This window comes from Methanolobus chelungpuianus (assembly GCF_024500045.1).
Taxonomy (GTDB): Archaea; Halobacteriota; Methanosarcinia; order Methanosarcinales; family Methanosarcinaceae; genus Methanolobus; species Methanolobus chelungpuianus.
Window position 1 is genome coordinate 644,936 of record NZ_JTEO01000002.1, and the last position, 14,726, is coordinate 659,661.

Genomic DNA, 14,726 nt, shown 5'->3' on the forward strand with positions numbered 1-14,726 from the left:
TTATATCATTCATTTATTACAGCCATTTCTTCCTGCGGAAGTACATCAGCATGGAAACGGATACAAGTAGCATTGCTATCCAGGCTGCAGGATATCCCCATTTCCAGCCCAGCTCAGGCATGTGCTCGAAGTTCATGCCATACACTCCGGCTATAAATGTGAGCGGGATGAAGATGGTTGCTATTATTGTCAGGGTCTTCATGACCTCGTTCATCTTATTACTGACGCTTGACAGGTAAACGTCCATTATGCCTGAGGTTATGTCACGATAGGTCTCCGCAGTCTCTATTATCCTTATAGTGTGGTCATACAGGTCCTTGAGGAACTCCATTGTGACCTTTTCTATAAGTGGTGATTCAGAGCGCTCCAGCCTGCTTATGACTTCCCGGAGAGGCCAGACTGATCTGCGGAGGTAGATTATCTCCTTTTTTATCCCGTGGATATCCTCAAGGATCTCCGGGGTAGGGTTCTCTATCATGTCCTCCTCGAGCAGCTCAAGGAACTCGCCGATCTTCTCAAGCACTATGAAGTAGTTGTCCACGATCGAGTCCATCAGAGCATAGGCAAGGTAGCTGGGACCTACAGAGCGTATGCGTCCCTTTGAGTTCCTGAGCCTTTCTCTTACAGGTTCAAAGGTATCTCCTTCATCCTCCTGGAATGACAGGATAAAGCTGGGACCAAGGATGATGCTCACCTGCTCCGTGGTAACGGCTGCAGTTGCATCGTCAAATTGCAGCATTTTCAGCACGAGGTAAATGTAGGATTCGAACTCCTCCATCTTTGGGCGCTGGTCCGTGTGAACTATATCTTCCATTACAAGCGGGTGAAGCCCGCAATGCGTCCCTATCTTCTCAACAATGTCAACCTGGTGGACACCATCAATGTTTATCCATGTGACTGAGCTGGAATCCTTGCAGAGGAAGCATGTTTCGATATCCTCAACTACGCGCTCTTCGTAGTTGTTCCTGTCGTAATTGATCAGGGTGATCTTCGGTCTTTCTGTCCTTGCCTCACCCACATGGACAATGGTACCGGGGGCAAGGCCGGCCTTTTTTGAATAATGTTTTTTCATCCTGTTGCCTTCAGATAGACCTCGACTGTTTTTTCAGCTATCTTTTCCCAGTTGTACCTGTCCCGCAGGAGTTTCCTTCCTTCCCTGCCAAGCTGGCCGTCGGCATAGTTATCCAGCACATGGTTGATCCCCCATGCTATGGATTCAGGCTTCTGGTAGACGGTAATGCCGTTATGGAAGTTGTCAATGAGCTCCACTGCGTCAGTGGCCACAATGTTCTTGCCTGCATCCCAGGCTTCCAGCAGCACTATCCCGAAAGGTTCATTGCGGCTTGGTACGCACATAAGGTTACATGCATTCACCCACTCCTTCTTCACGCTCTCTTTCGCGTAACCGAGGAAATGGCAGCTATTATAGACACCGAGCTTACGGGCAAGGTCCTCGCAAACAGGACGCATTTCTCCCTCCCCTATCAGGACAAACCTCGCATCCCACCTGTTGCTGAGAACCGCTGGTATGGCCTTCACAAGGAGGTCGGGGCCTTTCTGGTAGTTCATGCGGCCAACGAACAGGATCACAGGGGCGTAAGGATGGATACCATAGGCGGACTTCACCTTGCCAGGGTCCACATCCATCCTTATCTTGCTCTCGTTGAGTCCGTTTGGTATTATCGATATCTTGTAGTCGGGTATCTGGTACAGGTGCTGGATCTCAGCTTTCAGTGCCCGGGAAGTGGATATCACCTGAGATGATTCATATCCTTCTCTCCATTCCCTATGGCTTATCTCAATTGCTTCCCACCAGCTGCCGTGGACGTTCCCGTTCCTTCCCCACTCAGTGCTGTGGTATGTTGTGACAAAGGGCAGACCAGCATCGGCTTTGAGCCTGCTGACCACGTTCACAGGATGCCAGTCGTGAACATGCATTATATCAAAGTTCCCGAACCTCTGCACGCTTTCCCAGAAAGCGGAATGCATGGCATCGCACATACTGTCCATCTGCTGGACTATGCCACCGGAGAGTGAATGGCTGACCCTGTGATAATGGACTCCGTTAACTATCTCATAGGGCATCATGTCCTGGTTACGGGTGAATATATGCACTTCATGGCCATGTTGTGCAAGGGCCTCCGCAAGTTCCGAAACATGAGGCGCAAGCCCTCCTACATTGACTGAATACAGGCTTTCCCATGAGAACATGGCAATTCTTAAGGTTTTCATTATTTCACTCCCATTAGTATTAACATCAGGCTTTTTCCAGAAGGTGTTCTACTGCTATCTCGGGTGGCATCGTGTTTATGTATATCCCTGTGCCCCTTTCAAATCCCGCAGCCACGGATGTGACCGGCTGTATCCTCAGATTGAGGTGGTAGTCCCGGTAGTCTTCTGTCTGGAAGAACATGTAATTATATGCAAGTCCGGGGATTGTTGCATCCAGCCTTGAGATGGCAAATCTGAGGCAATCCCCCAGAGAAGAGAGCATCTCCCGGGTAAAGCCTGACAGGTGATGCACATGCTTTAACGGGATTACCCAGAGCTCGTAGGGCACCCCCGAGCAGTAAGGTGCTATCACAATGAAATGCCCGTTGCTGTACACCTGCCTCCTGCCGTTCTTCTCCTTTCCTATCATGTCACAATACGGACACTTCTCAAGACTCTTTATCGCATCAAGTTCCCTTTGAACATAGGCAGGCATGACAGGCAGTGCGATGAGTTGTGAATGGGTGTGCTCGATAGAGGCTCCTGCCTTCTTACCCCAGTTCTTGAACAGAGACACATACTTAATCCCTTCCTGTGTCCCGTAGTGCATGACCCTGTCCCTGTACACCTGCATCAGTAGCAGCATCCCTTCATCGGAGAACAGGTGCAGCCTGCTGTCGTGCGCAGGATGCTCAATGATCACTTCATGAAAACCGTAGCCTTGCAAGGCCTCAAACTCAGGTTTTACCAGTTCAGGTGCATCGGGAGAGAGCGCAGGATACATATTGGGGATGCACCTGACATCCCATCCAGTGACCCGCTGGTCTCCGGTATCCCTTAACACATGTCCACCCTTATATACCGCAGTTGCAGGAGGTGTCTTATCTTCCTGTCCCCGGCAGAACACACAGGATGATGAGTTTTTTCCAGCACTGCATGCCTCCGGCGCGGAGGGCCTTTTAGCCCTGCCGGTAGCGATGATGCAGTGCTCGTCAAGGAAGTAGTGCTTGCGTATCTCGGACATTTTCACTCCATGCGTGTGCCCGTGAGAAGCTCAAAATATTCCCTGGTAGGCGCTTTCCAGTTCATGTCCTTTGCAAGCAGGCTCGCCTCCTGACAGAGCAGGTTGTACTTAACCTTGTCATCCGTATAGGTATCGATGAAATAGTCCATGGCAAGGGCATAGTCCGCTATTGATTCTATATAGGAGAGGTTGATGTTGTCCACCACGATGACACCGCCCATGCCCATCACAAGCCTTTTGAGGGTGCTGAGGGCGTCGCTGAACCCACACACCTTGCTGACTATACTGGGGGTCGCCTCTTTCCCGGCCTCCAGTCCGGTGAGCAGGAACGGCTCATACCTGGAAGGGAAGACCCCGGCGATACATCCGGACATGAACTCATCCGTTGTCATGTTCAGGCCGCCGTCGTGGTCTGAGAGCCACTGTGGGTATAGAACAGCGGCCACATGCCGGCTGCCATCAGGGATCCTGGAGCACTCAAGTCCCCTGGAGTTTATCATCTGCTGAAGTCTCATCTCTTCGCCTATCAGTATCTCTTCGGGCAGGTAGATGGGGAAGTTCTCTGGTGTGTTTGTCTTTGGCCCGTGGGCTGCAACAATGAAACATATCACCCTGAAATTCTCATCAAGGTGACCTGCGTCTATCTCTGTCCTGACCATCCTGTCCAGCACCACAAGGGCATCAAGCAGGTCGGGGTATCCTTTGTTCTCTATCTCTATGCGGGATATGGAAAAGATAGGCACGATCCTGTCCGGGAGGATCACCCTGCTGTTGAATACATTATATATCTTCTCTGACAGGAATTCCTGTATCCTTTTCCGGTTCCTGACCTTCTTGGGCCAGTCAACGTCGCTGCTTTCCAGGTCTATACCGTTGCGCACTACAATTGCATCGATGCCATAGAACAGCTTTACCTCCTTGCGCGTGGAATCACCCACGGCAGTCACCACATCGGCATACGATGACAGTGACTCCAGTCTTGCGAAGTTGACAGGGACCCCGCTGTCCCAGGAACTGTCCTTGTCCCTTATTTTCCGGATGGATCGATGGCCTGCCACCCTGCCTGGAATTGTCGCATGATAAGTTGCAACCGTGTGCACGCTCACACCAAGTCTCTCAAGCCGTGCAGCTGCATAGAAGGCCCCGAACTCGTGACAGTGAAGGGAGACCTCCACAGAAGGCATCAGGGAAGCCGCAAAATCAGATATGGCCCTGTCGCTGTATACGGGCGAGGCCGACCTGCCGGCATCCACAAGCAGGCGGACAAGTTCGGATATGGCGTAGGACAGGTTGAGGTAATGAGTGTATTCCATGCCGTTATTCATGGTTTCGTAGTGGAGCGAGTCCAGTCCGGTGAGCTCATATGCCTCGGCTTTCACTTTGCCTGAAAGGTACATTTTCTGGCCTTTGTATTCAGAACTGATCATATTGAAGTCGTTCGTTTTGAACATGATGTAAATGACGTCCGCATCATCCACTTTTACGGACCCGGTATGTGCTTCTATACCCATGGAACCAAGCTGCTCCAGGGCAAAGAGCAGTTCCCCTTCAGGCTCGTATTCGCTGAACCCGCTCATGTCAGTTATCCTGTTCAGTCCCTTGTTCCAGTCTGCTCCTGCGTGCCCGTAATAAGGGCCTGCAACAATTATCCGCGTTGTCTTATCATCCCCGCTGACACCGTTGCTTATCATCTGTGCAAGGTTCCTGGCCTCAGCATCAATGACATTCCAGATACCTCCCATCTTGTTCGATCTTGGCCCTGCTTCCTCGCCTGCTATGACTATGAACCTGCTTTCCATTATTGATAACTCCCACTCTCATTATATTGACACTTATATATGAGAATATCTCAAAAGTTAGGCAGGGATAGATCCGGAACAGATATACACGGATCAAAAGTACCTGACCCTCAGTACTGCCATGGCGACAGGGGTCACCATCCCAGCACATCACGCACGGATGCTGATCCGTGCCTTATGAGATATTTCCGGAGCTCGTCCGCAGTGAAGAGCAACAGGGCGAAAGGCACAGCCAGCAGTACATATTCCATTGATATGGGGGCTGTGTTGAATATTGTGTTCGCAAATGGATGCAGGACTATAAAGGCCAGTATCAGTAACTCACTGGCTATACCAAGCAGTACCAGCCTGTTACTGAACATCCCTTTAGCGAACACCGATTGCCTGCGGGTCCTCGACGCGAACACATTGGCTATCTGGCAGACGATCACGGCAGCAAAGAACGCTGTTATAGCCTGCCTGTACAGGGGATCTGAGAAGGCAAGCTGCTGACCCCAGCTCCATCCACCTCCGTACATGACCGCAAAGTAGCATGCAAAACCAGCGACTGCTTCTATGGGACCCTTGAGGCCGTAGGATGTGAGCAGCACCTGGGGTGTGAGCAGTTTCTCCTTACTGCTCCGGGGCGGGCGATCCATGATATCCCCTTCTCCCTTTTCCACGGCAAGTGCAATGGCAGGCAATATGTCCGTGCCAAGATCGATGGCAAGTATGAGCTGGACATTCATGGGAAGGGGAAGACCTAGCAGCACAAAGGCAATGAAGGGCAGTATTTCAGGCACGTTGCTTGTGAGGATATAGGCTATGAACTTCTTGATGTTATCAAAGACCGTTCTGCCCTCTTCCACGGCATTGACGATGGTTGCAAAATTGTCATCCAGCAGGACCATGTCTGCTGATTCCCTGGCAACGTCCGTGCCGCTGCCCATGGCAACGCCCATGTCCGCATTCTTGATCGCAGGCGCATCGTTGACCCCGTCCCCGGTCATTGTGACGATCTCGCCTGCTGCCTGGAAAGCCCTCACGATCTTGAGCTTCTGGAGAGGGGAAGTACGGGCGAATATTATGCTCCTTGACTTTAGTTTATGGCTGAGCTCCTCCGTTGGCATCAGCTCCAGTTCCGTGCCGGTGATCATCACCGGGTCGCCGTCCTCATTGGTGAGCCCCACCAGCGAGGCTATGGATCTTGCTGTCACGGGATGGTCACCTGTGATCATGACAACCTTGATGCCGGCCCTGTAACACCTGTTAATGGCCTCTCTTGCTTCGGGGCGCGCAGGATCGAGTGCTCCGGAGAACCCCAGGAAGATGAAATGTTCCTTATACTCCTTTACCTCACCGGCTTTCCTGAAAGCGTATGCCAGCACTCTTTCCCCCCGCTTTGCCATCTTGAGGTACTCCTCTTCAAGCTGCCGCTTCTTAGGACCGGTCAGCTCACTCTCGTTCCCGTCTGCCATTATGCGGTCGCACATTTCCAGAAGCACTTCCGGAGCGCCCTTAAGGTAGGAGTCCATGTTTCCTTCCGGGGTCTTGCAAATGACCTGCATCCGCTTTACCCTGGAATCGAAGGGGTACTCAGCCAGCCGGGGGTATCCTTCCTGCATCTTCCTGATATCGCGGAACCTCTCCGCGTAGACCAGCAGGGAACCTTCTGTTGGATCTCCCCTGTAGCCGGGCGGCTCTTCCGACAGTCTTGCATTATTGCAGACCACGGCAACGCGGAGGAGGATCTCGGGTGGCTCCTGTCCGCTGGCAGCATCCATATAGCCGGAGCCGGTATATACGGTGTGTACCGCCATCTTGTTCTGCGTAAGGGTGCCTGTCTTATCTGTGCATATGACCGTGGTGGAGCCAAGTGTCTCTACGGATTCAAGCTGCTTTATGAGTGCATTCCTTTTAGCCATCCTCCTGGATGCCAGGCTCAGTGCAAGTGTCACTGTAGGCAAAAGGCCTTCAGGAACGTTGGCAACGATGATGCCTATGGCAAAGATGAGGCTGGCAAGGACAGTGTCCTGGATGAAGAAACCGATAATGAAAAATGCTATCCCCAGGAAGATGGCGATGGATGATATTATCTTGACAAAATGGTTCAGTTCCCTGCGTATGGGTGTGTCCACGGAGGCAGTTTCCTCGGTGAGCAGGGACAGTTTCCCGATCTGCGTGTCCGACCCCGTGCTGAAGATGACCGCTTCCCCGTTGCCTGTCTGCACCAGGGTACTGGAGAACACCATATTCCTGCATTCAAGCATGTCCTCGTGGGTGCACTCAAGGGACCTTAACTGCGGCTCGGCTTCTCCTGTTATGGGTGAATTGTCCACTTTCAGGGTGTTCTGCACTATAAGCCGGCCGTCGGCGGGTATCTTGTCTCCCTCCTCAAGGTAGACTATATCCCCAACGACAAGCTCGGAAGCCGGCAGCTCCACGATCTCCCCGTCACGCTTCACCCTCGCAGTGGGTGGCATGAGGTTCTGGAAACTCTCCATTATCTTCTGGGCCTGGTATTCCTGGATGAACGTGAAGGTCGCATTGAGTATGACCACTCCAAGCAGGGCGATGGCGATGAATATATTACCCTGTCCCGGGTCCAGGTACTCCGCAGCGAAGGAAAGCACAGAGCCAAAGAGCAGGAGGAGGGCGAAAAAGTTCCCGTATTGTTTCAGGTATTTCTTCAGAAGGCTCTCTTTTTTTCTTTTTTCAAGCAGGTTAGGGCCGCAGAGCTCCTTCCGCCGGAGCGCCTCTTCGCTGGAGAGACCTTCGGCTGTGGTGTTCAGCCTTTGCAGGAATTCATCCAGCCCGATGAGATGCTCATCACCCTGGGAAGTACATTGGAAACTATTCTCTTCTGCTGTCCTGTCCCCCATAACCATCAGGAGTTATGTGAGGTTGGCATAAAAGGGTTGTTGATTTAAAATTAAAACACATTTTCTAGGTGAAACTGCTGAATGCCACATAAGTGTTCCATATACCTGTGGCAACAAAGTTCACAGCCAGGGCCGCAAGCAGGAGTCCCATGAGCCTTGTGAAGACCAGCATTCCGGTATATCCCACGAACTTGTATATCCTCCTTGAGAACCTGAACAGTATAAGGCTGATCAGGAAGGTAAGCAATATAGCTACAATGACACTGGCGCTCTGGATAATGGAATCAGCAGTGTTCATCAGCACAATGACAGTGGATATCGTACCCGGGCCGGTGAGAAGGGGCAAAGCTATCGGGAATATCCATACGTCACTGCGGTCCATGGAACTGTCTATCTCGCTCTCGGTTATACTTTCCCTGGACACTTTCCCGAGTATCATGTCAAAAGCCACAACAAAGAGCAAAGTGCCACCTGCGATCCTGAGGGCGTCTATGGTTATCCCGAAAAAATCCAGGATAAGCCCTCCTGTGAACGCGAAGAACAGGGCTATGATGCAGGCAAGTGTTACTGACTTGTTTGCAAGCGTATTCTTATCCTCGAATGTTATATTGTTAGTGAGTGAAACAAAGGTAACGACCCCGCTCAGAGGACTGACTATTGCAAAGAGGGAAAGAAAGGAACCAAGAAAGAATGCCAGATCCTGCATGTTGATAACTCCGTCCTGTTTTTAAGATGCTGCTGTTTCTATAAATATCAGTTGTGGTCTTCATGGTCAGACTTATTCACGTTTATTCATATTTATTCAAAGGTATTACACTTATTTAAACTATCATTTTTATTTTTAGAATATAAACAATGTCAGCTTAACATGTAATGGTATTAAAAAAGCGGATTCCTCATGAATATAATCTTCCATGCAATGTTAAGCAGCCACACCAAATTAAATAAGGTTTAGGTTATATAAAAACAGGACTTACTATGTGTAGCGGGTCGTGGGGAATGAACTGCAATGGGAGTGGAATGATAGAGAGATGTTGGGGAACATCTCGGATTCGTTAAGGAGAGAGGCGCCCTAAAGCGTGGTGGTTTCCGGGCGCCTCATCTTACCTTGAAGTTCTCATGTTTTACTGCCTAGAGTGGGCATACTCATATAAAAACTGATCTAATTGATCTTTTTATTATCCTCATAAGGGATAAATCGTATTGTTGATCCTTTTTTATTGTCCTTGCTGTCACTCCGTTACATAGGAAGGAGTTCAGACCTGTAAGCTGCATTTTCCCGTCGCTTCCAGCGGTTCTACATGGATCGTCGTACCGGAAAGGTAGGTCACATGCCGGGTAAGTGATTCCCTTACCTCTATGGTTATGTCGTGGCCTTCACTGACAGAGAGCCCGGAGTCTACAATAACTGTGATCTCCGCATGCATCCTGTGTCCTATCCACCTGACCTTCACGTCTGCGATCTCCATAACTCCTTCAATATGGCCGATGGCATGTATTATATCATCAACAACTTCAGGGTCTACACTGTCCATAAGCCTGCCAAAGACCAGTTTTCCTGAGTCCCAGAAGACCTTCAGTATGGCAAGGGTGATAAGAATCGCAACAACAGGGTCTGCCAGGGGATAGCCGAGCCAGACGCCGATAGCTCCCAGCACGACTGCCAGGCTTGTCAGGCCGTCAGTTCTGGCATGATACCCGTCAGCTATCAATGCTGCGCTGCCGATCTCCCTTCCTGTCCTGATCCTGTACTGCGCTATCATCTCGTTACCTGCAAAACCCACTATGCCGGCAATAGCGACAACTTCCACATAGGCTATGGTGGCAGGTTCAAGTATCAGTCTGATGGCGTTATATGCAGCAAACAATGCGCTTATAAGGATCAGGAATACAATGGCCAGCCCTGCCACATCCTCCGCGCGCCCGTAGCCGTATGTGAATCTTTTGTCAGGCTTCCGGTTCGCAATGGAGAAGGCTATCCATAAAGGGACAGCAGTAACAGCATCGCTTAAACTGTGGAAAGTGTCTGCAAGCAGAGCCGAACTCCCCGAAATGAGTGCAATTACTACCTGTACTGATGCGATAGCCGCCAGTCCCAGAAAAGATACTTTGATGGCCTTTTTGCCCTTTTCTGTGCTGAGTATTAAAGGATCGATCGTTCCGTGCTCGGTACTGTGCGCATAATTCGGCTCATCCGGAAATACTTTACTAACCATCTTCCCTCCTTTCCATCTTCCGTCCGATCCCATTCCTTTGATTTAGTAGCGTTATGTATATATCTTGTTCCCTTTTTTCCATTATCGGGTCAGGTCAGACCTACCTGTATTTGCTATCTGCCAAATCACGGCAACTGATTGTGCTTACAATGGCAAATCAGATTTATTTGTTTAATCATTTCACCGATGGGCTCTATTTAAGGGCAAGTTTTAAATAGAAGTTGTTATAATAACGGCGTCAACCTGAGTAAAGTAATACTCGGGTATTAGTGGTATGGGGTCTATTTCCATCTAAACTACCTCCTAAATTATACCTCCACTAACCCCTCCACTAAGGGAGAGTTCCGCCGATGCGGGGCTCTCTTCTCCACACACTTGTTCCATTATCCTTATCGTTATCCTTTGTGTCATTGCTTGTTTCTTGTTCATGCATTTGAGTGGTCTTCAGGAAAAGACTTTTGTATTTGTTATCAGCTGACAACTGCTTGTCTTTTGTTGGTCAATATGCCGGGTATGTGGTTCATAATGAAACTGACAGTGGTTTATGATAATGAGGCAAGGACAGGTCTAAGGAGCGGATGGGGCTTTTCCTGCTTAGTTGAGGTTCCGGGTCACAGGATTCTCTTTGACACCGGCTGGGATGGCCACCTATTACTTGATAACATGCGCAAACTATCGATATCTCCCGCAGATATTGACACTCTTGTATTGTCCCACCAGCACTGGGACCACATCGGGGGCCTGCCGGCTTTACTCAATTCAAGTCCGGATCTGCATATCTACGTACCATCAGGCTTTTCCTCAAATCTGAAAAAAGAGATATCCTCAAGGTGTGCAATTCTCCATGAGGTCAAAGATCCCCGGAATATATGTGAGAGCGTCTATACAACAGGAGAACTTGGTACAGACATCAAAGAACAGTCCCTTGTGCTCGACTCTGCTAAGGGGCTGTATGTCATTGCAGGCTGTGCACACCCCGGGATTTCCTCAATACTGAGTGCAACATCCCGCTTTGGTACTGTTGCCGGCATAATAGGAGGGCTTCATGACACTCAGGAGCATTGTTTGCTCAAGGGGTTACAGCTCATCGGTGCAGGCCATTGTACTGTCCATAAGAACAAGTTCCGGGAAATGTACCCTGGGAGTTTTAAGGATATCTTTGCAGGTTATTCTATGGATCTATAACAAGCACCTTGATCCGAAGCTGGAAAATACATGGTTGTATGTTGCCTGATGTTCACACTTTGAATGTGTTCCTGAAACTGTAAACAAGATAAGCCAAGGCCGTATTGATCGCGGAGAATATCACGGACAGCACCGTGAATATCAGCAGGTACATGGTGTAGAGGAATATCCTTGCCAGCATATCCTCCGTATTCACTTTTAAAATGTATGCCAGCACATTTCCAATCACCAGCAGAAGGAATATTGCAGGCAGTCCCTTTGTGGCTCCCTTGAGGTCAGCAGTGCTCAGGGCCATGTGGGATGCAATACCCAGGGACAGGAACACGTATATCCAGAAGTTGACGTTACTGGCATTGGGTAAGCTGAACAGTCCAGAAAGAAGGCCTGTTAAAAAACCTGTAACATATTCAAACCCGGAAGATCCTAGTGCGCTGCTGCTACTGAACAGCAGCATCCTGCCTGTGATGTCCTCGAAGATCCCCGGAAGCAGCATATACATGCTCAGGATAAGAAATATGTTGGCGCTTATAAGGGGGCCTATTCCTATGAAGAAGTTGCCCATGTTCTGATAGAGGCTTTTCTTGTTGTATGTGTGTTTTACGTAGCCTAGGGTTCCGTCCTTGCCCCTGAGGTCAAGCAGCTTTACCTTTGTTACCTTGTGCCTGAAGAGCCAGCACATCAGCAGGTGTCCTGTCTCATGCACAGGCACTCCTATCCAGGCGGTCATCAGAAGGGCAGTCTTCCCAAGGCTCTTACCCCAGTATTTGTTTGCATGTTTTTCCATACTTCCCAGCAGGAGGCCGAGCAACAGCACAGGACCGACGAATGCCAGCATTTCGAGGAGGCTCAGTTCCAGTATTCTCAGGATATCCGCTGTTACCAATTATTCCTGCTCCCTGTATACATCGTTTTTATTCTTATCTAATGTTACTTCTACAGTTAAGTACTTATTCCATGAACATAGGATGTTCTTAGGATGTGGGGACATCAGAGGCCGGGACATGTCCGGTCATTCTGGCCTTGCTTCACATCTCATTGAGTTGATACGCATGGACGAGAAAAGGGATACAAGGAAGTATATTGAGGATCAGTTCAGAGAACTGAAGGATAACATCTCCCGTAACATCCGGGAGCTTGAGCTGGATAAGGAGTTCGAAAGGCAGACAAAGGATCTGAACGAGTATATGGAGACCAATGTCCGCAGGATCAAGGAAAGTATTGCGGAGCGGACTTCAGGCGAGCCGGAAGTTACCATCATGCCCCTGATAGGTGAGGATGCCCCTTCATTCAAAGCTGTCACCACTGCAGGAGAGATAAACTTCCCACGGGACTATAAAGGCAAGTGGGTCATTCTCTTCAGCCATCCTGCAGACTTCACACCCGTATGCACCACCGAATTCATGACCTTCGCGAGCATGGAAAATGAGTTCAATGCCCTCAACTGCCAGCTCATCGGCCTGTCCATTGACAGCATCTACGCTCACATCGCATGGCTGCGCACCATCAAGGAAAAGATAGAGTACAAGGGAATGAAAGATGTGGAGGTAACTTTCCCTGTGATAGCTGACCTCAAGATGGAAGTTGCAAAGAAATTCGGGATGCTCCAGGTAACGGCTTCGGACACCCAGGCTGTGCGGGCAGTGTTCGTGATAGACCCGAAGGCCAAGATCAGGGCCATACTCTATTACCCGCTCTCGACTGGCAGGAACATTGCTGAGATAAAGAGACTGCTCATGGCGCTGCAGAAGGCAGATGCCGAAGGCGTCGCAACACCTGCGAACTGGCAGCCGGGTGACGATGTGATCATTCCGCCGCCAGGTTCATGCGGAGTTGCAAAACAGAGGATGGAGGCCGCTGAGGAAGGCAAGTACTGTCTCGACTGGTTCATGTGTCTCAGGAAAGAGAGGACTGAGTAAGCGGATATTTCTATCCGCTATATTTTTACGATCTTTTAATAAGACGCCGAATCGTATTTATTTTCCTTCTTCCTCTTCTTCAAGCGCCTTGTTCACGATCTTCATAGCGCAGAGGTCTCCGCACATGGAGCATGCTCCGCTGCCGGTTATCCTGCTTTCCCTGATCTGCCTTGCGCGCTCGCCGTCTATGGCAATGCTGAACTGTGTGTCCCAGTCGAGGTTCCTGCGGGCGTGTGCCATCCTGTCGTCAATGGCCCTTGCACGCTCCTTCTGTCCTTCCTTTGCAAGGTCGGCTGCGTGGGCTGCTATCTTTGTTACGATGGTGCCTTCCCGGATGTCATCGTTGGTTGGGAGGGCCAGATGCTCAGCAGGGGTGGTCATGCACAGGAAATCCGTACCGCACATGCCTGCGAATGTCCCGCCGATGGCTCCGGTGATGTGGTCGTAGCCGGGTGCGATGTCGGTTACCAGGGGACCTAGCAGGTAAAGGGGGGCGTTGTCGCACAGGTTCTTCATTCCTTTGACACTAAGCTCTATCTCGTCAATGGGGACATGCCCGGGACCTTCCACAAAGCACTGCACATCCGCTTCCCTTGTCCTTTTCACAAGCTCCCCGAGGGTGATGAATTCCATGAATGAGGGCCTGTCCGATGCGTCATGGATACAGCCTGGCCTCATGCCGTCTCCAAGGCTCACGGCCATGTCGTACTCACGGGCTATGTCGAGGAGATAATCATATTCTGAATAGAATGGGTTGTCCTCACCATTATGTATCATCCAGGCGTAAGTGAAAGAACCTCCTCTGCTGACGATATTGGTGATCCTGTCTCCCTTTTTGAGGCGCTGGATGGAGTTGAGGTTGACGCCTGCGTGCACGGTTACAAAGTCCACGCCGTCCCGGGCGTGCTTGCGTACTGCATTGAACATATCATCGGAAGTCATGTCGACAACAGCCTTCTGGCTCGCTGCCGCCTGGTAAATGGGGACGGAGCCAATGGGCAGTTCCACAGCATCCATGATCCTTTTTCTTATAAGGTCCAGATCACCTCCCGTGGAGAGGTCCATGATGGCATCGGCACCATATGCCTGTGCTGTTCTTGCCTTTTCCACCTCGTCATCTATGTTGATATAGTCCCTGGAAGTGCCTATGTTGGCATTGACCTTGGTGCTCAGGTACTTCCCGATACCTATCAGGCGGCACTCTCTCTGGGTGTTGTTCGGGATGGTTATCGTGCCCTTCGCAATGCAGGAACATATCATCTTTGCCTCCACTCCTTCGCTCCTGGCCACAGCTTCCATCTCGGAGGTGATCACACCTTTCTTTGCGTCTTCCATTAATGTCATTCTTACTGTTCCTGCATTATGTCTGTTTACGGCAGCATGTATAGTTTAGGTAGATATATATGTTTCATATTCTTATGTCTGTATCGCTGTTCTCCTGCCTTTTTAAGAGGTCAGTCACATTCACAGAAAAAACAAGGGCGAAGTGGTGCAGATAGCGGAATCTTAAACCA

11 protein-coding genes are annotated in these 14,726 nt (G+C 50.1%); 2 read left to right on the forward strand and 9 right to left on the reverse strand.

The genetic code is table 11. The features are described from left to right. Positions 1–16 precede the first annotated feature (16 nt). From corA to PV02_RS04140, 7 genes are all read right to left on the reverse strand, one after another. Positions 17–1,072 carry a magnesium/cobalt transporter CorA gene (corA, locus tag PV02_RS04110; protein ID WP_256622087.1) on the reverse strand — a complete coding sequence of 352 codons (1,056 nt, stop codon included), beginning with the start codon at positions 1,070–1,072 and terminating at the stop codon, positions 17–19. Continuing rightward, the gene (locus PV02_RS04115; RefSeq protein WP_256622088.1) at positions 1,069–2,232 is read right to left on the reverse strand and encodes a glycosyltransferase family 4 protein; all 1,164 of its coding nucleotides are present in this window, start codon (positions 2,230–2,232) and stop codon (positions 1,069–1,071) included. Before PV02_RS04115 ends, corA begins: the two co-directional genes overlap by 4 nt. A 25-nt stretch (positions 2,233–2,257) precedes the next feature. Then, positions 2,258–3,235, reverse strand: a complete 978-nt coding sequence (locus PV02_RS04120; protein ID WP_256622089.1) for a galactose-1-phosphate uridylyltransferase — start codon at positions 3,233–3,235, stop codon at positions 2,258–2,260. A gap of 2 nt (positions 3,236–3,237) precedes the next feature. Continuing rightward, entirely contained in the window at positions 3,238–5,034 is a 1,797-nt protein-coding gene (locus PV02_RS04125) for a glycosyltransferase (protein ID WP_256622090.1), read from the reverse strand. A gap of 134 nt (positions 5,035–5,168) precedes the next feature. After that, a complete protein-coding gene (locus PV02_RS04130; RefSeq protein ID WP_256622091.1) occupies positions 5,169–7,895 on the reverse strand; it encodes a cation-translocating P-type ATPase in 2,727 nt (908 codons plus the stop codon). A 64-nt stretch (positions 7,896–7,959) separates the two neighbouring features. Beyond that, a complete protein-coding gene (locus PV02_RS04135) occupies positions 7,960–8,601 on the reverse strand; it encodes a MarC family protein (RefSeq protein WP_256622092.1) in 642 nt (213 codons plus the stop codon). A gap of 550 nt (positions 8,602–9,151) precedes the next feature. Next, the gene (locus PV02_RS04140) at positions 9,152–10,111 is read right to left on the reverse strand and encodes a cation diffusion facilitator family transporter (RefSeq protein WP_256622093.1); all 960 of its coding nucleotides are present in this window, start codon (positions 10,109–10,111) and stop codon (positions 9,152–9,154) included. Positions 10,112–10,636: 525 nt separating this feature from the next. On the opposite strand from PV02_RS04140, the gene PV02_RS04145 reads away from it, so the two are divergent. Then, entirely contained in the window at positions 10,637–11,296 is a 660-nt protein-coding gene (locus tag PV02_RS04145; protein WP_256622094.1) for an MBL fold metallo-hydrolase, read from the forward strand. A gap of 52 nt (positions 11,297–11,348) precedes the next feature. On the opposite strand, the gene PV02_RS04150 is transcribed toward PV02_RS04145, so the two are convergent. Next, complete coding sequence (locus PV02_RS04150) at positions 11,349–12,179, reverse strand: hypothetical protein (RefSeq protein WP_256622095.1); 831 nt, start codon at positions 12,177–12,179, stop codon at positions 11,349–11,351. Positions 12,180–12,552: 373 nt separating this feature from the next. On the opposite strand from PV02_RS04150, the gene PV02_RS04155 reads away from it, so the two are divergent. Then, entirely contained in the window at positions 12,553–13,212 is a 660-nt protein-coding gene (locus PV02_RS04155; RefSeq protein WP_256622158.1) for a peroxiredoxin, read from the forward strand. A 57-nt stretch (positions 13,213–13,269) separates the two neighbouring features. On the opposite strand, the gene thiC is transcribed toward PV02_RS04155, so the two are convergent. Further along, positions 13,270–14,556, reverse strand: coding sequence for a phosphomethylpyrimidine synthase ThiC (gene thiC / locus PV02_RS04160; protein ID WP_256622096.1), 1,287 nt, complete (start codon positions 14,554–14,556; stop codon positions 13,270–13,272). Positions 14,557–14,726 lie beyond the last annotated feature (170 nt).